This window comes from Shewanella halotolerans, from assembly GCF_019457535.1.
Classification (GTDB): Bacteria; Pseudomonadota; Gammaproteobacteria; order Enterobacterales; family Shewanellaceae; genus Shewanella; species Shewanella halotolerans.
Genome location: NZ_CP080417.1, coordinates 291,305 through 313,691 on the forward strand (window position 1 = coordinate 291,305; position 22,387 = coordinate 313,691).

The following is a 22,387-nucleotide window of genomic DNA, read 5'->3' on the forward strand; positions in this document are numbered from 1 at the left end:
TCGCGTTTTATTGCTTATTAGTGTTTGAATTTGGGGTAGTCGAAGTTATGACAGTCCATGCAGATTGCCTGTTTAGGCGTGTGCTCTCCGTGACACTCCATGCAGGGAGCCTCTTGGCCATAGTGCATGCTGTCATGTGGATTCTGTTTGGCGTCATGGCCTTCGCGTTTGGTCTGCTCCGCCAACTCACTCATGTCGTGACACTGTAGGCAGGCCTGATCCGAGGGAAAACGTTTGGCGCCTTGGTCATGACAGGTCTTACAGCCGGAGTCGTAGACCATGTCATGGTAGTCACGCTTGTCTCTCGCATGTGCCGAAAGGGTGAGACAGCTAGTCAATGCCAGCAAAAGTAATAGGTTGATCTTATTCATGTTAATTCCTTATGCTTTCATCATTGAACGCGCAGCGGTTACGCCGAACGCCATGCATTCTGGTGTGGAACAGCCCCCTAAGCGGCTAACGCCGTGAATTCCGCCCGATACTTCACCGGCGGCGTAAAGACCCGGGATCTTCTTACCTGTCTTAGCGGCGATCACCTCGGCCTTGGTGTTGATTTGAATACCGCCCTGACAGTAGTGCACCTTGGGCCATAAGCGCTGCACGATGAACGGAGGAGTGAGGTAGATACCCGTACTCATGTTCATACGTTTGCCAAATTGAGGGTCCTCACCGGCCTTGACGTAGGTATTCCAGTCTTCAATTTGCTTTTTCAGTGGCTTTAGAGGCACTTCGAAATGCTTGGCGATGGCCTCGACGCTGTCGAACTCCCACGCGACCTTGTAGCGCAGTACATTTTCCAGAGAAGGGTCTTTTTGCGCTTCGTGTTTAGGCGCAATCAATAACGCTGGATTTGGTTTGCCATCTTTATCGCGGCGCTGTACCTCAAGATCCGCACGGGTCTTGCGATCGGCCGTTTCGTTCATGAAACGCTGACCGGTAGACCTGTCAATTGCGATAGAGTGAGGGAAGTTGTAGAGAGAGAAGCCGGCGCCATAGCCGAATCCGCCTTCGTCGGGAGAGGCCCAGGGACCAGACTGAATGAAGCTCAAGTGGACAGGCATGGCTCCTTCGGCCAGCATGGCAATCAGGCCATCGCCGGTGGCGCCGCGAGCATTGGTACAGCCAACTTCAGGGCCAAGATTGGGGTCAAGCGCCTGACGGAAGCTGACATTCGCACCAAAGCCTCCCGTTGCGATCAACACGCCTCGCAGGGCGCGAACATTGATCAGTTCGCCTGAGTCTTCATGGCCGAAGTGGTAGCCTCTACGCACCTTAATACCGAGTACCGAACCATCTTTAGCCGTGATAAGACCTTCAAATTTATGACGTATCTTGGTTTTTACACCATAGCTGCGAGCGGTTTTGAGCATGGGCCGGATGAAGCCTGAACCGCTGCGTTCGACGACCTGATGACTACGGGTGGCGCTGGTTCCACCCGTATTGATGATGTGGTCGCGGTAGATACAACCACAATCCTTGGTGAGCTGGTAGATATAGGGGCCAAGCTCGGCGCTGTGGCGTAACAAGACTTCGCTGGCGTAGCCTCGTCCCGATTTGAGTTGATCTTGTACCATCAGCTCGGCGCTATCTTCGATGCCGAGCTTTTTCTGTAAGTCTGTATTGGCGAAGCAGGCTTGACCGGCGTTTAAGGTGCTGTTACCGCCATATACGCCCAGTTTTTCGAATACCACGACATCTTTAGCACCAAGCTTGCCGGCTTCAACCGCCGCGGCTAAACCTGCAAAGCCTGAGCCCACTATGATAATCTCATGTTCCTCATCCCACTTGATGTCGGATGGGCTGGCATGAGTAGCGAAGGGGACGAGTGCACCAGCGGCAGCTGCTCCCGCACCTAATTTTAAAAACGAACGTCTTGTTTGCATGTATTACCTCCGATTAACTTGAGGTAACAGTAATTTTTGGGCTGTATTCCAATCATGCGCAAAATCACACTTTAATATGGAAAAGAAAGTTTTATGTGATGATGATTAAGAAAATGTTTCTTTTTATTATGTTAAAGATATAGGAGTCATAAAATAGGCCGTAGATTAATTATTGTGTGGTGAATCATATGCGCTGTCCCAGAGATGATTTTGAGGCGTTAAGGTGTAATCAGTTACTAGATGAAGCTGAAAAGTTAATTGATAATCAAGGTGTTGTTTCGTTCAGATTTGCGCAGATCGCTAAGCAGGCGGGTTGCTCAACGAATACACTTTATAAGTATTTTGAATCAAAAGAAGATGTATTAGTTTGTCTTTTCTTAAGAAATACCACATCAACCAGAATACCTGTGTTTATCGATGAAAATCCTGATTTTGATATTTATCAGCGCGCGGTGCTTCCCTTGTTATTTACCTTTGAAATGGTTCGAAGAAGCTCAATATTTAATATATTAAGGTTGGTTTCGATAAATAGTATGTTTTGGCAGCTCGCAAGTTCAGAAAAAATAGATGTTCTTAGGCATAGAGTGAATCTGTTTTGGAGCTGTATCAGGCAACCTATAGATGCCGCCGTTGCCGCAGGAGAACTGCAGGCGACAGAGGTGGAAGTTAAAGAGTTGGTGCAGTCCCTGTACTTTTTCTTAGCGGGGGCGACATCTTCTTGCGAGAGCAGGTTAATGGATGAGTATTATCTGACACCGGACAATGAGACACAGTATCGTCATATAAGCCATCTGATGAATCGATATCGTTGGAAGCGGCCCATTACTAAAGAGATGATGCAGGAGATGACTCGGCGCATTAGCCTTTTTCTCGATAAGGGGCAGGGAAAGGTTCGTTCCTGTCAGACCTGTCTTGCAGTTGGTAAGTGTCATCACTGTGGCGAGTTAGCATACCAAGAGTAAAGGAAGAAACTCCTGGGGCGTAACACCTTGGCTGTCTAAAAATCTGTACTCTGGATGGGATGAAGAATTTCGTGCCAGACCGCTTATGGCTTGACTTTAAAGCAGGGCGTCCATAGTCTGCTAGATCAGTATTTAAGGTGGTATGCAATGCAAATAAATTACAATTTAAAACCTGCGTCTGAACGCCGAACACAGCAGTTTAAGCCCGAGACCAATGTTGGTTTTGGCAATCTTAGAACTGACCATATGTTTTTGATGGATTACCGCGATGGGGAGTGGCGGGATCCTAGGGTAGTCCCTTACGGACCATTCGAGATGGCGCCCGGTGCCATGGCACTGCACTATGGTCAGTCCATCTTCGAGGGGGCTAAGGCCTTCATGCATGACGATGGTGAGATCTATACCTTCCGTTTAAACAAGAATGCCGAGCGTCTCAACCTGAGTGGTGAGGTGGTCTGTATTCCTCCTGTTCCCGAGGCGATGCAGTTGGCGGGTATCAATGCCCTGATCGATGTCGACAGGCTCTGGTTTCCGATGCAGGATGGGGCCTGTCTCTATATTCGTCCCTTCGTGTTTGCCACCGAAGACAGACTCTCGGTGAGTCCGAGCCAGCAATATACCTTCTGTGTCATGTTGAGCCCGAGTGGCGCCTATTATGCCGATGGCTTCGATAAGGCGATTCGTCTGCTGATCACCGAGCGATTCCACCGCGCGGTATCTGGTGGCACGGGTGCTTCTAAGGCGGCGGGTAACTATGCTGCCTCGCTCAGAGCGGGTAAGGCCGCAGCGGAATACGGTGCGGCCCAGGTATTGTATCTCGACGCCAACAACAAGCAGATCGAAGAGGTGGGTGCCATGAACCACTTCCACGTGCTTAAAGATGGCACCATCATCATACCTAAATTTACCGATACCATTTTGAAGTCTATTACCTCGCAATCCATCATGGAGCTGGGAGAAGCGCTTGGCTGTGAGGTGCGCCAAGAGACGGTCATGCTGGACAAGTTTGTTGCCGATATCGAGTCTGGCGAGATCGTCGAGGCCGGTGGCTTCGGTACCGCCGCCGTGGTGTCGCCAGTGGGCTCTTATATCTTCGAAGACCATAGAGTATTGACGGTCGGTGATGGCCAGGTGGGCGAGCATACCCGCCGCATCTATCAGGTGCTGACGGATATCCAGAAGGGTAAGCGTCAGGGCCCTGAAGGCTGGATGCAAAAGGTTGAGCGCGTCGCGCCCTAACCCTTGAATCTGATATGAAAAAGGCGCCTATCAGGCGCCTTTTTTAATTGAACATCACGGTGGCGGAGACCCGTACCGGCTGGGCCGTCTTATTGTCGACCGTGGCGTTAAATCTCTGCTCGCTAAATCTGGCTAGCAGGGCCTCTCTTTGCTCGGGCGAGATAGATAGATCGTCGAGTTCGAGATCCACTAACTGCCCCGATGGGTTGATGCCAAAGCTGATATTGAGTTTCTGTTTTTGTTCGATTAATCCCTGCCAATTCAGGGTGTTGTCTTGGATAACCCAATACTTACTTAGCTGCGCCGGAGTGACCTCTAGATAGTCTCTCTCTGCCTGGGCGGGGAGATTGCTCTGACAGGCAGAGACAAATAGGGGTAAGGTGATTAGCGCAAACAAGCGGAAAAGCGATGACGGTTTGTGTCTAGCGATAAAATGGACTGGATTCACAGCGACTACTCTCTGCCAATGCATATCTATGCATTTAGTTTGGTCATTCAGGCAGACAAGTATATTAACATTTAGTTAAAATTTGTAGTCAAATTTATGACATTTACAATAATTTGGCGTGAAGATTGAGTGACATCTGATTTTAAAGAGAAAAGGCCTTGCCGGAAGGGAGGGGCAAGGCCTTTTCAAGTCGATGCCAACGAGTGTTCGCTGGCATGAACCCGGTTCGCGCTACTCTGCCTGTAGCGCCTTAAGTCGTTTCTCTGTATTGATTCGACCCTGTTCAATATGACGTCGCATCAAGAGGCTGGCCAATTCGCCGTCGCCAGCGGCAATGGCTTCGACAATGCGTCTGTGTTCGGCGATCGCCCTGGTCGGCCGGCTCTCGCTGGTGCATTGATAACGATACATGCGCAGCAGGTGGTAGAGGTTGCCGATTAGCGTTTCCTGCAGGTGGCGACTGCCGCTGGCGCGTATGATGCGGTAGTGGAAATCCACATCACCATCTTGTTGAAAATAGGTGTCGCCCTTGGCCAGTGCCGCTTCCTGACTATCCATCAGGCGTTGCAGTTGCATCAGTGCCGTTGGCGTAATATGTTTCGCGGCCAGCTCGCAGGCCATGCCTTCCAACACGCTGCGCAGACGATAGAGGTCGTTGAGTTCATCTATCGAAAGTTGAGCGACGCGGGCACCGACATGGGGGATTCTGACGATGAGACGACGACGCTCCAGGGTCAGCAGGGCTTCCCGGGTGGGGCCGCGGCTGATGCCGTAGCGTTGGGCAAGCATCTGCTCGTTGATCTTATTGCCGGGGGCGAGTTCTCCCTTGATGATACTGGTCTGGATCGCCTGTAAGGCTTTATCGGCCAGGGTGAGTGCGGGCGTCTCTGTGTCTAATGTGGTTATTGCATCTAACGCCATGGACTTGCTCATTAAGGGATTGGAGAAGTTATGAAATTAGTGCGGGAAGTGTAAATTGTCAACAATCTAAGGGTAGAACTTAAGTCTAACGCAAGTTTTTAACTATTATTTCTGTGGGTTACTGATGTTTGGCATCTTTGCTAAGATGATTTTGTTGACAACTCGAGGCATTCGCCGCCAGGGAGGGCGGCGAATGGAGCTAAGGTTAGCGACTCTCAGCCAGGGAGCGGGTCTCTTCGCTAACCAGCTGATCTGAGTTGTAGCGGGTCAAGATCTGGTGAATTTGCTCATCTTTCTGTTGCCAGACGCCGTTGAGCCAACGCTGGAACTGGGCACGACACTCGGCGTCGTTGAAATATTGCTGATCGTCCACCTCGGGCACCGGCATAGATTCGATGCGCACCACGATACGTTTCACCTTGCCGTGCATCACCTCGGATAGCGTGTTGTCGGCCGAGTCGGGATAGACCAGGGTGACGTTAAGCAGGCTGGTAAACTGCTCGCCCATGGCCGAGATGGTAAAAGCGATGCCGCCCGCCTTTGGGCGCAGCAGATAGCGGTATGGAGAGCGCTGACGAGCCTTCTTCTCCGGGGTGAAGCGACTACCTTCCACATAGTTGATGATAGAGGTAGGAATGGTCCTAAACTTTTCACAGGAGCGGCGGGTGGTCTCTAAGTCTTTGCCCTTGAGTTTAGGGTTTTTACGCAGCTGCTTGGCGCTGGTGCGATTCATGAAAGGCATGTCCAATGCCCAGCAACCGAGGCCAAGGAAAGGCACATAGAGCAGCTCTTTCTTCAGGAAGAACTTGAGCATAGGGATGTTGTTACGCAGCACATAGGTGAGGGCGGCGATGTCGAACCCGCTGAGATGATTGCTGATCAGCAGGTACCAGCCATCTTTCTTCAGTCCTTCAAGCCCTTCGATATCCCACTCTATCTTGGCGATCAAAAACAGAATGCCGCCATTGAGGCTGGCCCAGCTCCACATGCAGCGATTCATCAAGTGAGTGATCCCGGTGCGCAGCAGTGTGATCGGTAGCAGGAGTTTAATTATGCCGCCAACGCAGATCAAAGTACTCCATAACACAGTGTTGATGATCAACAAGGTCAGGCTAAGCGCAAACAGGAGGGGTCCGGGTAAAAAATTTAGCATCTTTCTAAAGCACCTTATCTGCGGTTATTGCTGCGCCATTTTCGTTAACATGGCGTCCTTTTCTTGCCAGATACGATTGAGTTGTTCCTGAAAACTGATCTTGTAGGCGCGATCATTGAGGTAGTCGCCACGCATCTCGGGAGCGATTTCGCTGACCTTGATGTGGACCCTGACCTGTTTGACCCGGCCGCAGATATAGTCCCAGTAGCTGGGTGTGTTGCCTGGATAATAGATGGTGACATCGACTAGTTTATGGATCTGCTCACCCATTGCCGACAGGGCGAAAGCCATACCACCCGCCTTAGGCTTGAGCAGGTGGTTAAATTCTGAGTTTTGCTTTTGATGTTTCTCGGGTCTAAAGCGGGTGCCCTCGACAAAGTTCATCACACTGACCGGCTTAGTCTTAAACTTGGCGCAGGCCTTACGGGTGATCTCGATATCTTTGCCCCTGAGCTTTGGATTCTTGCGCAGTTGCGCGCTTGAGTATCGGCGCATGAATGGGAAGTCTAGCGCCCACCAGGCGAGGCCCAGCACTGGCACGTAGAGCAGCTCCTGCTTCAGGAAGAATTTCAGGAAAGGGATCTTATGGTTGAAGATACGTTGCAGGACCAAGATATCTACCCAAGATTGGTGGTTGGCGATCACCATGTACCACTCCTTGGGGGAGAGATTGCTGTCGCCTTCAATCTGAACATCCACTCGGTGGAACAGACGTTCGATTAAGGTGTTGACGCTGATCCAGGCGGTCGCGCAGTGATCCAACAGGTAGCTACACAGGGTACGTAGCGGCGTGATAGGGATAAGTTTTATTATACTTACCAATAAGATAGGTATTACCCAAAAAAGGGTGTTGATGACATAACAGCTAAATGCCAAGCTGCCTCTTATTAGTGATAACACCGCGCCCATTAAAGCCCCCATAAAAAATTCGGAGACCTATGTTACTCGCCTGAGCCCATTAGCTCAATCTTATCCTGTTCATCTTGCCAAGATAACCCTGTTTTAGGTAATGATATAACTGGTCTCAGTAAGGCGTTTTCAGGCTATTGAGCAGACGATCCATGGCGCGATAGCCAAGTGCTTGGGCGATGTGGTGGCGTGCAACATCTTTGCTCTGCTCAAGATCGGCTATGGTGCGGGCAACCCTCTGCAGCCTGTGATAGCTGCGCACCGAGAGCCCGAGCTGGTTGACACTCTGCTCGAGAAACTCGAGATCTTTCTGGCTGAAGCCTGCGGTTTGCGTGAGCAGTTTGCCGCTCAGCTCGGCGTTGAGTACTCCGGCGCGGCTCAGCTGGCGCTCCCTGGCCTGATGCACTCGCTGAGCAACATCTCGGCTGGTTTCACCACGCTGACTGCTGGTGAGTGTGCCTTGGGGCAGCCGGGGGACCTCTATGGTGAGATCGAAGCGATCGATGAAGGGCCCCGAGAGTCTGGCGAGATAGCGCTGGATCTGATCCGGGGTGGCTCTGGCGTTGGCGCTGTCGCCGCAGGGGCTGGGGTTCATGGCGGCGATCAACTGAAAGCGGCTGGCAAAGGTGAGCTTGGCGGCGGCGCGGGAGATCACCACCTCGCCTGTCTCCATCGGCTCTCGCAGGCAATCGAGCACCTTGCGGGGAAACTCGGCGACCTCGTCGAGGAAGAGCACGCCGCGATGGGCCAGGGAGATCTCGCCTGGCTTGGGGTGGCTGCCACCGCCCACCAGTGAGATGGCCGAGCTGGTGTGGTGAGGGCAGCGAAAGGGGCGTTGATAAAAAGCCTGCATGGGAATGCTGAGCCCCGCCACCGAGTGAATGGCGGCGACCTCCAACGCCTCGTCATAGTCCAGTGGCGGCAGCAGCTGCATCATGCGGCTGGCCAGCATTGTCTTACCCGTCCCCGGAGGACCGAGAAATAATAGGTTATGATTGCCTGCGGCGGCGATCTCCAGGGCGCGCTTGGCTTGATATTGGCCTATCACATCGCTGAGGCACTTGTGGTCTGTGTCTGGTTGGGAGTCCAGCCACTGCAGATCTTGGGACAGGCCTGGCAGTGAAGTCTGACCGTGCAGGTACTGGGCTAAGCCTTGCAGGTGGGCGGCGAAGAAGCACTTTCGATAACCGACCAGTTCGGCGTCGTCTCGATTCTCCAGGGGGAGGACTAAGGTCTTGTCCTGCTTGCGGGCATCTATGATCACCGGCAAGATGCCGTTGCAGGGCCTTATTTGCCCGGAGAGGGCTAGCTCGCCGATGAACTCATGATCCGCTAAGTGGGTATCGGGCACCTGCTTGGAGGCAGCCAGTATGCCGATGGCGATGGGGAGATCGTAGCGGCCCCCCTGCTTGGGTAGATCCGCTGGGGCAAGATTGACGGTTATTCTGCGTTGCGGAAATTCAAATCCGGCGTTGATCAGGGCGCTGCGTACCCGCTCCTTGGCTTCCTTGACCGAGGTCTCCGGGAGTCCCACCAAGCTGAAGGCGGGCAAGCCATTGCTGAGATGCACTTCGACCGTGACTTCGGGAGCTGCCACGCCCAGGCTGGCGCGCGTGGTGACGCAGGCGATGGCCATAAACAAATCCTTTTGTTTTTGTTGTTAAACCTGAAAGAAAGTGTAGCAGGGATACGTTTTTTAGGCGTTTTGTACAAAATTTAGTTGCCAATTGGCCAATTTCTGATAAAAGGTGCTCCATATTCTCAACCGTCTCTTATTGCGGCACTGTTCCCGCCAATTCGGCATCTTGAGGTGGAATCTCAATCACGTCTTATGAAGGTGTAAGTCACTATAATGGTTGGCGTCTTCACACTGCATACATCATTTAGGGTTAATGTCTCTTAGTCCTCATCCCTGGGGAGCGCTTGGCCGATGCTGGCCTGTCTGAGCTTTAGGTTAGGTTTAAAATGAGTCTACTAGATAACATGTTGATTATTTTGTTGTTGATCGGCACCAGTTGTTTCTTCTCCATGTCGGAGATCGCCCTGGCGGCGGCGCGTAAGATCCGCCTGCGTCAGCTGGCCGACGAGGGGGATCCCCGTGCGGAAAGGGTGTTACAGCTGCAGGCTCATCCCGGCAGTTTCTTTACCGTGGTGCAGATAGGGTTGAATGCGGTGGCGATCATGGGTGGTATCGTGGGTGAGTCCGCCTTTACCCCTTATATCAAGGCTGGATTACACTCTTGGGTGGCCGATCCCTGGCTTAGTCAGCTCAGCTTTGTGTTGTCATTTATCATAGTGACCAGCCTGTTTATCCTGATCGCCGACCTGATGCCCAAGCGGGTCGCCATGGCGATGCCTGAGCGGGTGGCGCTGGTGCTTGTCGGCCCCATGACCTTCTGTATCCGCCTGTTGACGCCCCTAGTATGGGTATTCAACGGTCTAGCCAATGCCATCTTTCGTCTATTGCAGATCCCCACGGCCCGTAACGACCAAGTGACCTCTGACGACATCTATGCCGTGATGGACGCAGGCGCCGAGGCGGGCGTGCTGGATAAGGATGAGCAGCAGATGATCGAGAACGTGTTCGAGATGCAGACGGTACCTGTCACCGCGGCCATGACGGCGCGGGAGAGCCTGGTCTACTTTCTGCTGCAGGACGATGAGGAGGTGATCAAACGCAAGATCGCCGAAGATCCCCATACCAAGTTTCTGGTGTGCGACGGCCAGCTGGACACCATCAAGGGGGTCGTCGACGCCAAGGAGTTGTTGATTCGGGTGATCAATGGCCAGAGTATCACCCTCAAGGACAGCACCTTAGTACACAACTGTCTGATCATCCCGGATAGCCTGAGCCTGTCGGAATCGATGGAATATTTTAAGAATCACAGGGCCGATTTTGCCGTGGTGATGAACGAATATGCCCTGGTGGTCGGCATAGTGACCACCAACGATCTACAGAGCGCCGTGATGGGCGCCTGGTCACTCCATGAGAGTGAGGAGCAGATCATCGCCCGGGATAAGGACTCCTGGCTGGTGGATGGCGTGACGCCGATAACTGACGTGATGCGCGCCTTCGGTATCGAGGCCTTCCCACAGAGTCAGAACTACGAGACCATCGCCGGTTTCATGATGTTTATGCTGCGTAAGATCCCCAAGCGCACCGATTTCGTGAATTTCGGTGGCTACAAGTTTGAGGTGGTGGATATCGATGCCTATAAGGTGGACCAGCTGTTGGTGACGCGCATTCCCGCCGAGGTTCCGCCCTTAGTGGCGGCAGTCGAGCAGTAATGAACCGTGTGACAGGGTTAGACAGTCTCAGGGGCTGAACTGCCCCAGAGGTGCAGGCATATCGGTCACCTGTGAGAAGGTCTCATAGTCGCTGTTATTCTGTTTGCTGCGATACATGGCGATGTCGGCATGCTTCATCAGGGTCTTTCTGTCGTCGCCATCTTGGGGGTATAGGGCAATGCCTATGCTGATGCCAACGGCGAGCAGATGGCCCTCGCAGTGGATATCTTCGATCACCGCCTTTTGGATCTGCTTAGCCAGACGCTGGGCCTGGCCGAGCTCGCTCTTGGGCATTAGCACGGCAAACTCATCGCCCCCCAATCGCACCGGAAGTGCCTGGGGCGGCATGATGCGCTCGATACGGTAGGCAATGATCTCCAGCACCTTGTCACCGGCGTCGTGGCCCAGGTTGTCGTTGATCATCTTGAAGTCGTTGAGATCCATCATGATGAAGCCGAAGGGGGAGCCGTTTTCCTTGATCAGCCGTTCCATGGTTTCATACAGCATGTGGCGATTGGGCAGATCGGTCAGCGAATCGTGATAGGCCTGGTAGTGTTTATCTTCCAGTGTGTCTTGCAGCTTGACTATGGTCTTCTTGCTCATCTTGACCACCAACCAGACGAAGGCACCACCGGCGGAAAATACCAGTGAGACCACGGTTTCCAGCGTGCCAGTTTCCCGGTTAAGCAGCATCCACAGAAATCCCAGGTAGCCGAAAATAAACATGCCAATCATAAATAGCAGCAGGTGCCAACCTTGTGTCTGTGGTGGTTTCAGCAGACAGATCTGATAGGTAGGAATGAGCGATGCGAGCAGTCCCATCAAACCGATCAATACAATAAAAATGGCAAAGGCGGTCATGTCTCCCCCTTTCAGTGCATTGGCGTTGAGTGTGTCATTCCTTGGCATGGACGTACCGTCTTAGGGTTAGGGTAAAGGTCACGTCGGGTTCGCCAACTGCTTGAAAGTCTTGTGGCTGAGATGTCGGTATTAAGTATAGGCTAAGTTGGCTGCAAGGTAGCTGGCCGCCCGGTTTATCTCATCGCCCACGCAATAAATTTAGGGCAATAGGTTAGGGTCAGTAGGCGTGACTCAATAGGTTTGACTCAATAGGTTTGACTAAGTAGCTGCAGGTGATGCTCGAGCAGGGGGCGTAATTTGCCCTGTTTGTTGAGGCTGTCGATCTTGGCATCGAATAGCTGCTTGATGGTCTCTTTGTGGGGCGAGTTCTTCGAGATCAGCATATAGAAGGGTTCGGGCTTGGCGTTGGGCGCCGTGATACCTGCAAGCCGGGTGTAGAAGTCTTCCATCTTGTTGATGGCCAAGGTGCCGCTGAGTGTCTCCTTGCGGGCGAGGAAGAACTGGCAGCGCTTCTTGGTGAGCATCTCGGGTAGTTGAGCTAGGTTGCGGATCTGAAACAGGTGAAAGTCGGGCTTGAGGCCGAAGTTCTCATAGTTGAAGTTTTTGATGCCACACACGCTGCCATAGTCGTTGAGCTGCTCAAGGCGCTGCACCTCTACCCCCTTGGGAAAGTCTGACTTGAGGTAGTAGTAGCTGGGGGTCAGATAATAGTAGGGGGCGGAGATTAGATAGTCACGGCGACGCTCGCTGTTAAGCGACGCGCTCATGGCAGCATCGACCGTGCCCTGTTTGACCTCCTTGAGGCAACGATTCCAGGGCAGGGCGATCACCTTATGGCTCAGCACGCTCTTGCCGAAGGCAAGGTTGAGGATGTCGATGTCGTAACCTATGCTGCGGGGCTCGACGTTCTGGTTACGGTCGAAATAGTTGAAGGGGGGGAACTCGGTGTTTTCGACACATATGGTGACAGAGGCCGTGGCCAGGGCGGGAAGGGCCGAGAATAACAAGGCGAAGCCACAGCATAAGCGAGTGACCAAGCGTCCCCATGACACCATAGCTAACCTCTTGAAAATTCTTCGATGAAATCAGTATAGCAGAGGCCTGCCCTAAGCAAGTTTTTTGCTAGTTGACCGCATTGAGTTCTTTGACGAAGGCGGCGATCACCGGCTCATCTTCACGGCTTTTCTTGCTGCAACAGCCAAGTTCGAAGGGCGGGATGGCGACCGGCGAGCTAAGCTGCTGGATCCTGTCTTTTACCGGGCTGTTTTGAATCACCACCTCTGGGGTGATGCTTACCCCACAGCCCAGTGCCACCATGGAGGCGATTGCCTCCTGCCCCGAGACCTGGGCATAGACATTGGCACTGAGCCCCAGCTGCTTGAACCAGTTCTCGATTCTCAGTCGCCCAGGGCCATGTTCCGGCAGGATGAAGGGCAGGCGGTCCCAGGGAATATAGGGTTCGGTCAGTAGCTCCTGCACCGCGCATTTGAAGGTGGGGGCGATAATCACCAAGGGCACATTGTCTATCTTGATGAAGTGCAAGGACTCGGGCAGGGACTCGGGCTTAGCGGCGATGCTGATGTCGGCGCGGTTTTGTCGCACCATCTCTACCGCATTGGCGGCGTCCCCCGTGGTGAGGGCGATCTCCACCAGGGGATGCTCGTTGCGAAAGCGATCCAGCAGCGCCGGTAGGTGGCTATAGGCGGCGGTGACCGAACAGTAGATGTTGAGGCGGCCGCGCAGCAGATCCTGTTTGGGATCCAGCCTGTGTTTCAGCTTGCTCCAGTTATCCAGAGTCTGCTCGGCAAAGTGACGATACTCGACGCCGGCATTGGTGAGGGTCACGCTGCGATTGTCGCGCTCGAACAGCTTGGCTCCTACCTCTTCCTCCAGGCGCTGCATGGCGCGGCTCAGGGTGGAGGGGCTGACATGCATCTGCTGGGCAGTGCGGGCAAAATGCAGGCTGTTGCTCAGGTGCAGATAGAGTTTGATGGTACGAATATCCATGGTGGCGCCTTACTTTTTAGCTTGATTCGAGAGTGAGACCGGTCCTTCTTATATTGCAAAAAATGCAATATGACGTTTCGAATATATCATTTTAAGCAATAAAAGACATGGGCTATAGTTGATCTCATTCACAGCTTGGCCAAGGCGGTTGAGCCCATTTTCAACGGTTTCGTTTAAAGGTAGGGAATCTGATGGCTAATTATTTTAACTCTCTGAATTTACGCCAACAATTAGAGCAACTTGGCCAATGTCGTTTTATGGACCGCAGCGAATTTAGCCAAGGCTGTGACTATATTAAGGGCTGGAATATCGTCATCCTGGGCTGTGGTGCCCAAGGCCTTAACCAGGGCCTCAACATGCGCGATTCTGGCCTGAATATCTCTTTTGCCCTGCGTGAGCAGGCGATTGCCGAGAAACGTCCTTCCTACCAGAAAGCCACCGGCAACGGTTTCCGTGTTGGTACCTTTGAAGAGCTGATCCCTGATGCGGATCTGGTGCTTAACCTGACGCCCGACAAGCAACACACGGATGCGGTGAATGCCGTGATGCCGTTGATGAAGCAGGGCGCGGTACTCTCTTATTCTCACGGTTTCAACATAGTGGAAGAGGGCATGCAGGTGCGTCCCGACATCACCGTCATCATGGTGGCGCCTAAGTGTCCGGGTACCGAGGTGCGCGAAGAGTACAAGCGTGGTTTCGGCGTACCAACCCTGATCGCCGTACACCCAGAAAACGATCCTAAGGGCGATGGCCTGGAAGTGGCCAAGGCCTATGCCAGCGCTACCGGTGGCGATCGCGCTGGCGTGCTGCACTCCTCTTTCATCGCCGAGGTGAAGTCGGATCTGATGGGCGAGCAGACCATCTTGTGTGGCATGCTGCAGACCGGTGCCATCCTGGGCTATGAGAAGATGGTGGCCGACGGTATCGAGCCTGGCTACGCCGCCAAGCTAATTCAGCAAGGTTGGGAGACCACTACCGAAGCGCTTAAGCATGGTGGTATCACTCACATGATGGATCGCCTCTCAAACCCTGCCAAGATCAAGGCATTCGAGATGGCCGAGGAGCTCAAAGCGATTCTGCAACCACTGTTTGAGAAGCACATGGACGACATCATCAGCGGTGAGTTCTCTAAGACCATGATGGAAGACTGGGCTAACGACGATGCCAACTTGCTTAAATGGCGCGCCGAGACCAACGAAACTGGCTTCGAGAATGCCCCAACATGTGATGAGGCGATCGACGAGCAGACCTATTTCGATAAGGGGATCTTCCTGGTCGCCATGATCAAGGCGGGTGTGGAACTGGCCTTCGATACCATGGTATCGGCCGGTATCGTCGAAGAGTCGGCCTACTATGAGTCGCTGCATGAGACACCGCTTATCGCCAATACCATCGCCCGTAAGCGTCTTTACGAGATGAACGTGGTGATCTCAGATACCGCCGAATATGGCTGTTACCTGTTTAACCATGCGGCCGTACCATTGCTGCGTGACTATGTGAATCAGATGTCTCCCGAGTACCTGGGCGGCGGCCTGAAAGACAGTGGCAACGGCGTCGATAACCTGCGTCTGATCGAGGTGAACGATGCTATCCGTCACACCGCGGTTGAGTACATAGGTGCCGAGCTTCGCGGTTACATGACCGAGATGAAGCGCATCGTAGAAGAAGCTTAATTATCAATATATTAATCCACGGTTGTTTAGTGGTTGGGCCGAGCTTTCTCAGTTTCGAAATAGAAAAATTGAGTCGGCCCAAGAGTCAAACCCAAGAGTCACATGAGTAGGGAAATATCTGGTCTTGATTGGCTTGCTAGCGCTGCCCGAGACGCCTGTGAACAGGCTTTTTACAGATAGTCGCAGGTTTTGGTTGTGTTATTCGTTGGCTTTGTGGTATTGATTAAAAGGTCGGCTAAATTGAGTTGACCGAGATACAGAATTTAAGCAAACAAAGATTAGGAAACTGAAAAACACCATGTTTAACCAAGCTGCCCTCCTCATTATTGAGATTATTACCGTAGTGATTATTAAATCACAGCGGGGGCATCGCATGGCGCGTCGACACACCTAATCAGGTCAAGATTGCAACAAGAACCCCCGCTCCGAAAGGACCGGGGGTTTTTTGTTTTTAGCACTCATGACTTGCTTAACCCAGAAAAACACTTAATTACGCAGGATAGGGCAGATGGAACAAGGGCAGAAGATCAGAGGCGCAGACGCCGTCATCAAGGCATTGGCCGCGCACGGCGTGACCACGGTATTTGGTTATCCAGGTGGCGCCATCATGCCCATCTACGATGCCCTGGTCGGTGCGCCGGTTGAACATCTGCTCAGTCGTCATGAACAGGGCGCCGCCTTCGCCGCCGTAGGGTATGCCAGAGCCAGCGGCAAGACGGGTGTCTGCTTCGCCACCTCGGGCCCAGGGGCGACCAACCTGGTGACCGCCCTGGCCGATGCCCTGCTCGATTCTGTGCCCCTGGTGGCCATCACGGGCCAGGTGTCTACTGCGGTGATCGGCACAGATGCGTTTCAGGAGATCGACGTGCTGGGCATGTCGCTCTCCTGTACCAAACACAGCTTCATGGTGACAGATGTCGAGGAGCTGGTGCCTACCCTGTACCGCGCCTTCGAAATTGCCGCCTCCGGCCGCCCTGGCCCTGTGCTGGTGGACATACCCAAAGATATCCAGATCGCCCAGCTGGACTACAAGGCGCCACTCCAGGCGATACAGCCTGAACCCCAAGTCGACCCTAGCCTGCTCGAGTCTGCTAAGAATCTGATTGCTCAGGCACAGCGCCCCATGCTCTACGTGGGCGGCGGTGTCGGTATGGCGGGCGCGGTCGAGCAGCTGCGGGACTTTATCAAACAGAGCGGCATGCCCTCGGTCGCGACCCTTAAGGGTCTCGGCAGCATCGCCCATGACCATCCGGGTTATCTTGGCATGTTGGGCATGCACGGCGGTAAGGCGGCCAACCTGGCGGTGCAGGAGTGCGACCTGCTGCTGGTGGTCGGCGCCCGTTTCGACGACAGGGTCACCGGCCGTCTGGCCAGCTTCGCCGAGCATGCCAAGGTGGTGCACCTGGATATCGATATCGCCGAGCTAGGTAAGCTTAGACGCCCGGATGTGGCCATCGCCGGGGATCTGCGTGAGATCTTGCCTGCGTTGGCGCAGCCGCTGGAGATAGCCCCTTGGCTTACCGAGGTGGCCACATTGAAAGCCCAGCATGCCTGGAGCTATGACAGACCCGGTGAACTGATCTTCGCGCCTAAGCTGCTCAACAGTCTGGCGGCTAAATTGCCCGAGGACAGCGTGGTGGCCTGCGACGTGGGTCAGCATCAGATGTGGGTCGCCCAGCATATGTGGTTCAGACGCCCGGAAGATCATCTCTCCAGCGCAGGCCTGGGCACCATGGGGTTTGGTTTGCCGGCGGCGATCGGTGCCAAGGTTGCCAGACCCGACGCCTGTGTGGTGGCCGTCTCCGGCGATGGTTCTTTCATGATGAATGTACAGGAGCTGACCACCATCAAGCGACGTCAGATCCCGCTCAAGATCCTGCTGATCGATAACCAGAAACTGGGGATGGTGAAGCAGTGGCAACAGCTGTTTTTCGAAGAACGTTTCAGCGAGACAGACCTTTCCGACAACCCGGACTTTGTCACCATGGCCTCGGCCTTCGACATCCCGGGGCGCACCATCACCCAGGCGGGTGAGGTGGAGTCGGCGCTCGATGAGATGCTCGATGCAAAGGGGCCCTTCTTACTGCACGTAAGAATCGACGAGGCCCACAACGTTTGGCCTTTGGTGCCGCCCGGCGCCAGTAACCGCGACATGATGGATGAGATGGAGAAGCAGACATGATCTATAACCTAGCCTTAACCCTAGCCCAGCAACCCGAGGTGGTAGAACGTGTCCTGCGAGTCACACGTCACCGTGGATTTAAGGTCACCGAGATGGATATGCACCTGGGTGACAATGGTACCACCCGGCTCGGCATGGTGGTGGAGAGCGAGCGCGCGCTCGAGCTTCTGAGCCATCAGCTGAATAAATTGATCGATGTCACCGAGTGCGAGGTCCTTTCAGCCAAGCCCGCCGCGACAAGATACCCCCAACACGCAAGCGCCTAAGACGCGAAACAGATAGGTGAGAGAAGATGGCCGCAAAAACAGCAGAGTTGATTTGGTTTAATGGAGAGATCATGCCTTGGGGGGATGCCAAGGTACACGTGATGTCGCACGCCTTGCATTACGGCACCTCGGTGTTCGAGGGGATCCGCGTCTACGACACGCCACAGGGACCGGCGGGATTTCGCCTAACCGACCATGTGCAGCGCCTGTATGACTCGGCCAAGATCTATCGCATGCCTGTGCCCTATCGTTTCGAGCAGACCATGCAGGCCTGCCGCGACATAGTAAAGAGCAACAAACTCGACGCGGCCTACATTCGTCCCTTGGTGTTTTTCGGCGACGTAGGCATGGGGATCACCCCGCCTAAGGATGCGCAGTGCGATCTCATGGTGGCCGCTTTCCCCTGGGGCGCCTACCTGGGTGAGGGAAGCATGGAGCGCGGCGTCGATGTGGCCGTGACCTCCTGGAACCGTCTAGCGCCGAATACCATTCCTACCGGTGCCAAGGCGGGCGGTAACTATCTCTCCTCATTACAGATCTCTACCGAGGCCAAGCGTAACGGCTTCGATGAGGGGATCGCGCTGGATGTCAACGGCCTGGTGAGCGAAGGTGCCGGTGCCAACCTGTTTGTGGTCAAAAAGAACAAGCTCTATACCCCGCCAGCTACCGCGGCCATCCTGCTGGGGATCACCCGAGATACCATCATTACCCTAGCGAGAGACTTGGGGTATGAGGTGGTCGAAGAGCCTATGTCGCGTGAGTTTCTCTATCTGGCAGACGAGATCTTTATGACGGGAACCGCCGCCGAGATAGTGCCGGTACGCAGCGTCGATCGTATCGAGGTGGGTGCCGGTGGCCGCGGCCCGGTAACCCAGGCCTTGCAGGCGAGCTTCTTCGGCCTGTTTAATGGTGAGACCCAGGATAAGTGGGGCTGGTTAGAGCCGCTTTAAGGCGCAAACCACAGCAATTAAGATAAGATTAAAACCTCGGCGGTGGATCTGCCGTCGAGGCTCCAATTTAGCTCTGGTGGCCAGGCCGCCAACGCAACAGAAGGAAAGTGTCATGGCAAAACTACGTTCAGCTACCAGTACTCAAGGGCGCAACATGGCCGGAGCCCGTGCCCTCTGGCGGGCGACCGGGGTAAAAGACAGCGATTTTGGTAAGCCGATTGTCGCCATTGCCAACTCCTTTACCCAGTTTGTTCCGGGACACGTGCACCTCAAGGATATGGGCTCGCTGGTGGCTGGTACCATCGAAGAGGCGGGCGGTATCGCCAAAGAATTCAATACTATCGCCGTGGATGATGGCATCGCCATGGGCCATGGTGGCATGCTCTACTCCCTGCCATCGCGGGAGCTGATCGCCGACAGCGTCGAGTATATGGTCAATGCCCACTGCGCCGATGCCCTGGTGTGTATCTCCAACTGTGACAAGATCACCCCTGGCATGCTGATGGCGGCGCTGCGGCTCAACATCCCCGTGGTGTTTGTCTCCGGCGGCCCCATGGAGGCGGGTAAGACCAAGCTGTCGGACAAGCTGATAAAACTGGATCTGGTGGATGCCATGGTGGCGGCGGCCGACGATCGCGTCTCGGACGAAGACAGCGAGAAGATAGAGCGTAGCGCCTGCCCAACTTGTGGCTCCTGCTCGGGCATGTTTACCGCCAACTCGATGAACTGCCTGACCGAGGCCTTAGGCTTGTCGCTGCCGGGCAATGGCTCGCTGCTGGCGACCCACAGTGACCGCCGTGAGCTCTTCTTAGAGGCCGGTCGCCGAGTGATGGCGCTGGCGAATCGCTACTACCGCGATGATGACGAGTCGGTGCTGCCACGCAATATTGCCAGCTTCAAGGCATTCGAGAATGCCATGGCACTGGATATCGCCATGGGCGGCTCTTCCAATACCGTATTGCACCTTTTGGCCGCGGCCCAGGAGGCCAAGGTAGATTTTACCATGGCCGATATCGACCGCCTGTCCCGCCAGGTGCCACATCTGTGTAAGGTGGCGCCGTCGACCCCTAAATATCATATGGAAGATGTGCACCGCGCCGGTGGCGTGATGGGCATCTTAGGTGAGCTGGACAGAGCAGGCCTGCTGCATACGGATGTCAGCCATGTGGCCGGCGAGAACCTCAAGGCGGTGCTGGCCCAGTATGACCTGGTTCAGACCCAGGATGCGGCGGTGCAGCAGTTTTATGCCGCCGGCCCTGCCGGCATCCCCACCACTAAGGCCTTCAGCCAGAGCTGTCGCTGGCCGAGCCTAGATGTGGATCGCCAAGAGGGCTGTATCCGCACCCGAGAATTTGCCTTCAGCCAGGAGGGCGGCCTGGCGGTCCTGTCGGGGAACATCGCGGCCGATGGTTGTATCGTCAAGACTGCCGGGGTCGATGAGGCTAACCATATCTTCGTCGGCCATGCCCGCGTGTATGAGAGCCAGGACGACGCCGTGGCCGGCATCTTAGGTGGCGAGGTGGTTGCCGGTGATGTGGTCGTGATCCGTTACGAAGGCCCTAAAGGGGGCCCGGGTATGCAGGAGATGCTCTATCCCACCAGTTACCTTAAATCTAAGGGGCTGGGCACCTCTTGTGCGCTTATAACTGATGGTCGTTTCTCTGGTGGTACCTCAGGACTGTCTATCGGCCATGTGTCGCCCGAGGCGGCAGCCGGTGGCACCATTGCTCTAGTGGAAACCGGCGATCGCATCGAGATCGATATTCCTGCAAGGTCAATCACTTTGGCAGTGAGCGAAGAAGAGCTTGAGACCCGTCGCCAGGCCATGCAGGCCCGTGGCAAGCAGGCCTGGAAGCCGGTTAATCGTGAGCGCAGCGTATCGCTGGCGCTGAAAGCCTATGCCATGCTCGCCACCAGTGCCGATAAGGGCGCGGTGCGCGACGTCAGTAAGCTGGAGGATTAGTATGTTGGCCCTTGCCTCTCAGTCTCAGCTGGATCTCGCCCACTATTATCTGCAGAAGATCTTGCTGTCGTCGGTTTATGATGTCGCCAAGGTGACGCCGCTTTCCAGCCTTAATAAGCTGTCGGCGCGCCTCGGGTGTCAGGTATTTCTCAAGCGTGAAGATATGCAGCCGGTACACTCCTTTAAGCTGCGCGGCGCCTACAATCGCATCGCCGAGCTGAGTCAGGAGGAGTGTCAACGTGGGGTGGTGTGCGCCTCGGCCGGTAACCATGCCCAGGGGGTCGCCATGTCGGCCTCAGCGCGTGGTGTCAGTGCGGTTATCGTCATGCCCCAGACCACGCCGGATATCAAAGTGGATGCGGTGCGTCGCCTCGGCGGCACTGTGGTGCTGCACGGTCAGTCCTTTGACATGGCCAACGAGCATGCTCAGCAGCTCGCCCGCGATGAGGGGCGTATCTATGTGGCGCCGTTTGACGATGAGGCGGTGATCGCCGGGCAAGGCACGGTTGCCCAGGAGATGCTGCAACAGCAGCGGGATCTCGAGGTGGTGTTTGTGCCCGTGGGCGGTGGCGGCCTGATCGCCGGTATCGCGGCATATTATAAGGCGGTGATGCCCCAGGTGAAGATCATCGGCGTCGAGCCAGAAGACTCTGCCTGCCTCAAGGCGGCACTGGAAGCCGACGAGCGGGTGGTGCTGTCTCAGGTGGGCCTGTTTGCCGACGGCGTGGCGGTGAAGCAGATAGGCGCCGAGCCTTTCAGGTTGGCCCGCGAGTATGTGGATCAGGTGGTGACAGTAACCTCAGATGAGATCTGCGCCGCGGTCAAAGATATCTTCGAGGACACCCGCGCCATCGCCGAACCGGCGGGCGCGCTCTCTCTGGCGGGGCTAAAGAAATATATCGGCGACGAGGGCAAGGGGCAGAAGGTGGCGGCGATTCTCAGCGGCGCCAACGTCAACTTCCATAGCCTGCGTTATGTGTCCGAGCGCTGCGAACTGGGTGAACAGAAGGAGGCGATTCTGGCGGTGAAAGTGCCGGAGCGTCCGGGAATCTTCCTGCGCTTCTGTGAGCTGCTGGAAAAGCGCGCCATGACAGAGTTTAACTACCGCTTTTCCAGCCGTGAAAAGGCGGTGGTGTTTGCCGGTATTCGCCTGTCTCATGGCCAGGCGGAGCTGGACGAGATAGTGGCGCGGCTCGAGGGCGATGGCTTCGAGGTGCAGGATTTGTCTCACGACGAGACGGCCAAGCTGCACGTGCGCTACATGGTCGGCGGCCTGCCGCCAGAGCCGCTGCAGGAGCGTCTGTTTAGCTTCGAGTTTCCCGAGCATCCCGGCGCCCTGTTTAAGTTTCTCACCACCCTGCGCAGCAAGTGGAACATCAGCCTGTTTCACTACCGCAACCATGGTGCCGCCTATGGCCGGGTGCTGGCCGGTTTCGAGGTGCCCGAGAGCGATAGCGTCGCCTTCCAGCAGTTTCTTACCGAGCTGGGCTTCGTCTATCAAGAAGAGACCCAGAGCCCGGCCTATAAGCTGTTTTTGGATAATCGCGACTAATGTTTTTTGCTTTCGCGAGCGGAGACAAACTTTAATGTTAAAGGGGCGCGATGGCGCCTTTTTTTATGTTATCTTGCAACAGATTCAAAGCAATAAGATGCCAGTTATACCAATCACGGTAAGTAAGTGA

At 54.7% G+C, this 22,387-nt stretch carries 19 protein-coding genes; 9 read left to right on the forward strand and 10 right to left on the reverse strand.

Features of this window, described 5'->3' with window-relative positions; genetic code table 11:
• Positions 1–17: 17 nt before the first annotated feature.
• Together K0H81_RS01430 and K0H81_RS01435 are read right to left on the reverse strand one after the other, a co-directional pair.
• On the reverse strand, positions 18–371 hold the full coding sequence (locus K0H81_RS01430; protein WP_144203866.1) for a cytochrome c3 family protein: 354 nt from the start codon (positions 369–371) through the stop codon (positions 18–20).
• A 9-nt stretch (positions 372–380) separates the two neighbouring features.
• Entirely contained in the window at positions 381–1,883 is a 1,503-nt protein-coding gene (locus K0H81_RS01435; RefSeq protein WP_220059639.1) for a flavocytochrome c, read from the reverse strand.
• Positions 1,884–2,071: 188 nt separating this feature from the next.
• Between K0H81_RS01435 and K0H81_RS01440 the strand changes: the two genes are divergently transcribed.
• Together K0H81_RS01440 and K0H81_RS01445 are read left to right on the forward strand one after the other, a co-directional pair.
• Complete coding sequence (locus tag K0H81_RS01440; protein ID WP_144203864.1) at positions 2,072–2,845, forward strand: TetR/AcrR family transcriptional regulator; 774 nt, start codon at positions 2,072–2,074, stop codon at positions 2,843–2,845.
• 147 nt (positions 2,846–2,992) lie between these two features.
• On the forward strand, positions 2,993–4,084 hold the full coding sequence (locus tag K0H81_RS01445) for a branched-chain amino acid aminotransferase (RefSeq protein ID WP_220059640.1): 1,092 nt from the start codon (positions 2,993–2,995) through the stop codon (positions 4,082–4,084).
• 43 nt (positions 4,085–4,127) lie between these two features.
• On the opposite strand, the gene K0H81_RS01450 is transcribed toward K0H81_RS01445, so the two are convergent.
• From K0H81_RS01450 to K0H81_RS01470, 5 genes are all read right to left on the reverse strand, one after another.
• Positions 4,128–4,481 (reverse strand): hypothetical protein, encoded by a 354-nt coding sequence (locus K0H81_RS01450; protein WP_220059641.1) that lies wholly within the window; start codon positions 4,479–4,481, stop codon positions 4,128–4,130.
• Positions 4,482–4,763: 282 nt separating this feature from the next.
• Positions 4,764–5,453, reverse strand: coding sequence for a GntR family transcriptional regulator (locus K0H81_RS01455; protein WP_258406354.1), 690 nt, complete (start codon positions 5,451–5,453; stop codon positions 4,764–4,766).
• Positions 5,454–5,658: 205 nt separating this feature from the next.
• Positions 5,659–6,606 carry a 1-acylglycerol-3-phosphate O-acyltransferase, YihG family gene (yihG, locus tag K0H81_RS01460; RefSeq protein ID WP_220059643.1) on the reverse strand — a complete coding sequence of 316 codons (948 nt, stop codon included), beginning with the start codon at positions 6,604–6,606 and terminating at the stop codon, positions 5,659–5,661.
• Between the two features lie 24 nt (positions 6,607–6,630).
• Complete coding sequence (gene yihG, locus K0H81_RS01465; protein WP_144203859.1) at positions 6,631–7,515, reverse strand: 1-acylglycerol-3-phosphate O-acyltransferase, YihG family; 885 nt, start codon at positions 7,513–7,515, stop codon at positions 6,631–6,633.
• Positions 7,516–7,630: 115 nt separating this feature from the next.
• Positions 7,631–9,151 carry a YifB family Mg chelatase-like AAA ATPase gene (locus tag K0H81_RS01470; RefSeq protein WP_220059644.1) on the reverse strand — a complete coding sequence of 507 codons (1,521 nt, stop codon included), beginning with the start codon at positions 9,149–9,151 and terminating at the stop codon, positions 7,631–7,633.
• A gap of 329 nt (positions 9,152–9,480) precedes the next feature.
• Between K0H81_RS01470 and paeA the strand changes: the two genes are divergently transcribed.
• Positions 9,481–10,803 (forward strand): polyamine export protein PaeA, encoded by a 1,323-nt coding sequence (paeA, locus tag K0H81_RS01475; RefSeq protein WP_220059645.1) that lies wholly within the window; start codon positions 9,481–9,483, stop codon positions 10,801–10,803.
• Positions 10,804–10,830: 27 nt separating this feature from the next.
• Here paeA and K0H81_RS01480 read toward each other — a convergent pair whose 3' ends face one another.
• From K0H81_RS01480 to ilvY, 3 genes are all read right to left on the reverse strand, one after another.
• Positions 10,831–11,712, reverse strand: a complete 882-nt coding sequence (locus K0H81_RS01480; protein ID WP_220059646.1) for a GGDEF domain-containing protein — start codon at positions 11,710–11,712, stop codon at positions 10,831–10,833.
• A 197-nt stretch (positions 11,713–11,909) separates the two neighbouring features.
• On the reverse strand, positions 11,910–12,719 hold the full coding sequence (locus tag K0H81_RS01485) for a substrate-binding periplasmic protein (RefSeq protein ID WP_220059647.1): 810 nt from the start codon (positions 12,717–12,719) through the stop codon (positions 11,910–11,912).
• A 67-nt stretch (positions 12,720–12,786) separates the two neighbouring features.
• Positions 12,787–13,671: an HTH-type transcriptional activator IlvY gene (gene ilvY, locus K0H81_RS01490; RefSeq protein ID WP_011864093.1), complete on the reverse strand. Its 885-nt coding sequence runs from the start codon at positions 13,669–13,671 to the stop codon at positions 12,787–12,789.
• A gap of 191 nt (positions 13,672–13,862) precedes the next feature.
• On the opposite strand from ilvY, the gene ilvC reads away from it, so the two are divergent.
• From ilvC to ilvA, 6 genes are all read left to right on the forward strand, one after another.
• Positions 13,863–15,344: a ketol-acid reductoisomerase gene (ilvC, locus tag K0H81_RS01495; RefSeq protein WP_220059648.1), complete on the forward strand. Its 1,482-nt coding sequence runs from the start codon at positions 13,863–13,865 to the stop codon at positions 15,342–15,344.
• A 508-nt stretch (positions 15,345–15,852) separates the two neighbouring features.
• The gene (gene ilvG / locus K0H81_RS01500) at positions 15,853–17,526 is read left to right on the forward strand and encodes an acetolactate synthase 2 catalytic subunit (protein WP_220059649.1); all 1,674 of its coding nucleotides are present in this window, start codon (positions 15,853–15,855) and stop codon (positions 17,524–17,526) included.
• Complete coding sequence (gene ilvM, locus K0H81_RS01505; RefSeq protein ID WP_144203851.1) at positions 17,523–17,792, forward strand: acetolactate synthase 2 small subunit; 270 nt, start codon at positions 17,523–17,525, stop codon at positions 17,790–17,792. Before ilvG ends, ilvM begins: the two co-directional genes overlap by 4 nt.
• Before the next feature lie 26 nt (positions 17,793–17,818).
• Complete coding sequence (locus tag K0H81_RS01510) at positions 17,819–18,742, forward strand: branched-chain amino acid transaminase (protein ID WP_220059650.1); 924 nt, start codon at positions 17,819–17,821, stop codon at positions 18,740–18,742.
• 112 nt (positions 18,743–18,854) lie between these two features.
• Positions 18,855–20,705, forward strand: coding sequence for a dihydroxy-acid dehydratase (ilvD, locus tag K0H81_RS01515; protein ID WP_220059651.1), 1,851 nt, complete (start codon positions 18,855–18,857; stop codon positions 20,703–20,705).
• A gap of 1 nt (position 20,706) precedes the next feature.
• Positions 20,707–22,257 (forward strand): threonine ammonia-lyase, biosynthetic, encoded by a 1,551-nt coding sequence (ilvA, locus tag K0H81_RS01520; protein WP_220043961.1) that lies wholly within the window; start codon positions 20,707–20,709, stop codon positions 22,255–22,257.
• The last annotated feature ends 130 nt before the right edge of the window (positions 22,258–22,387 follow it).

What these genes read in the sequence shown, in the direction of transcription:
- K0H81_RS01430 (WP_144203866.1), bottom strand. Translation starts at nt 371, where the DNA reads ATGAATAAGATCAACCTATTACTTTTGCTGGCATTGACTAGCTGTCTC.
- K0H81_RS01435 (WP_220059639.1), bottom strand. Translation starts at nt 1,883, where the DNA reads ATGCAAACAAGACGTTCGTTTTTAAAATTAGGTGCGGGAGCAGCTGCC.
- K0H81_RS01440 (WP_144203864.1), top strand. Translation starts at nt 2,072, where the DNA reads ATGCGCTGTCCCAGAGATGATTTTGAGGCGTTAAGGTGTAATCAGTTA.
- K0H81_RS01445 (WP_220059640.1), top strand. Translation starts at nt 2,993, where the DNA reads ATGCAAATAAATTACAATTTAAAACCTGCGTCTGAACGCCGAACACAG.
- K0H81_RS01455 (WP_258406354.1), bottom strand. Translation starts at nt 5,453, where the DNA reads ATGGCGTTAGATGCAATAACCACATTAGACACAGAGACGCCCGCACTC.
- yihG (WP_220059643.1), bottom strand. Translation starts at nt 6,606, where the DNA reads ATGCTAAATTTTTTACCCGGACCCCTCCTGTTTGCGCTTAGCCTGACC.
- yihG (WP_144203859.1), bottom strand. Translation starts at nt 7,515, where the DNA reads ATGGGCGCGGTGTTATCACTAATAAGAGGCAGCTTGGCATTTAGCTGT.
- K0H81_RS01470 (WP_220059644.1), bottom strand. Translation starts at nt 9,151, where the DNA reads ATGGCCATCGCCTGCGTCACCACGCGCGCCAGCCTGGGCGTGGCAGCT.
- paeA (WP_220059645.1), top strand. Translation starts at nt 9,481, where the DNA reads ATGAGTCTACTAGATAACATGTTGATTATTTTGTTGTTGATCGGCACC.
- K0H81_RS01480 (WP_220059646.1), bottom strand. Translation starts at nt 11,712, where the DNA reads ATGCCAAGGAATGACACACTCAACGCCAATGCACTGAAAGGGGGAGAC.
- K0H81_RS01485 (WP_220059647.1), bottom strand. Translation starts at nt 12,719, where the DNA reads ATGGTGTCATGGGGACGCTTGGTCACTCGCTTATGCTGTGGCTTCGCC.
- ilvY (WP_011864093.1), bottom strand. Translation starts at nt 13,671, where the DNA reads ATGGATATTCGTACCATCAAACTCTATCTGCACCTGAGCAACAGCCTG.
- ilvC (WP_220059648.1), top strand. Translation starts at nt 13,863, where the DNA reads ATGGCTAATTATTTTAACTCTCTGAATTTACGCCAACAATTAGAGCAA.
- ilvG (WP_220059649.1), top strand. Translation starts at nt 15,853, where the DNA reads ATGGAACAAGGGCAGAAGATCAGAGGCGCAGACGCCGTCATCAAGGCA.
- ilvM (WP_144203851.1), top strand. Translation starts at nt 17,523, where the DNA reads ATGATCTATAACCTAGCCTTAACCCTAGCCCAGCAACCCGAGGTGGTA.
- K0H81_RS01510 (WP_220059650.1), top strand. Translation starts at nt 17,819, where the DNA reads ATGGCCGCAAAAACAGCAGAGTTGATTTGGTTTAATGGAGAGATCATG.
- ilvD (WP_220059651.1), top strand. Translation starts at nt 18,855, where the DNA reads ATGGCAAAACTACGTTCAGCTACCAGTACTCAAGGGCGCAACATGGCC.
- ilvA (WP_220043961.1), top strand. Translation starts at nt 20,707, where the DNA reads ATGTTGGCCCTTGCCTCTCAGTCTCAGCTGGATCTCGCCCACTATTAT.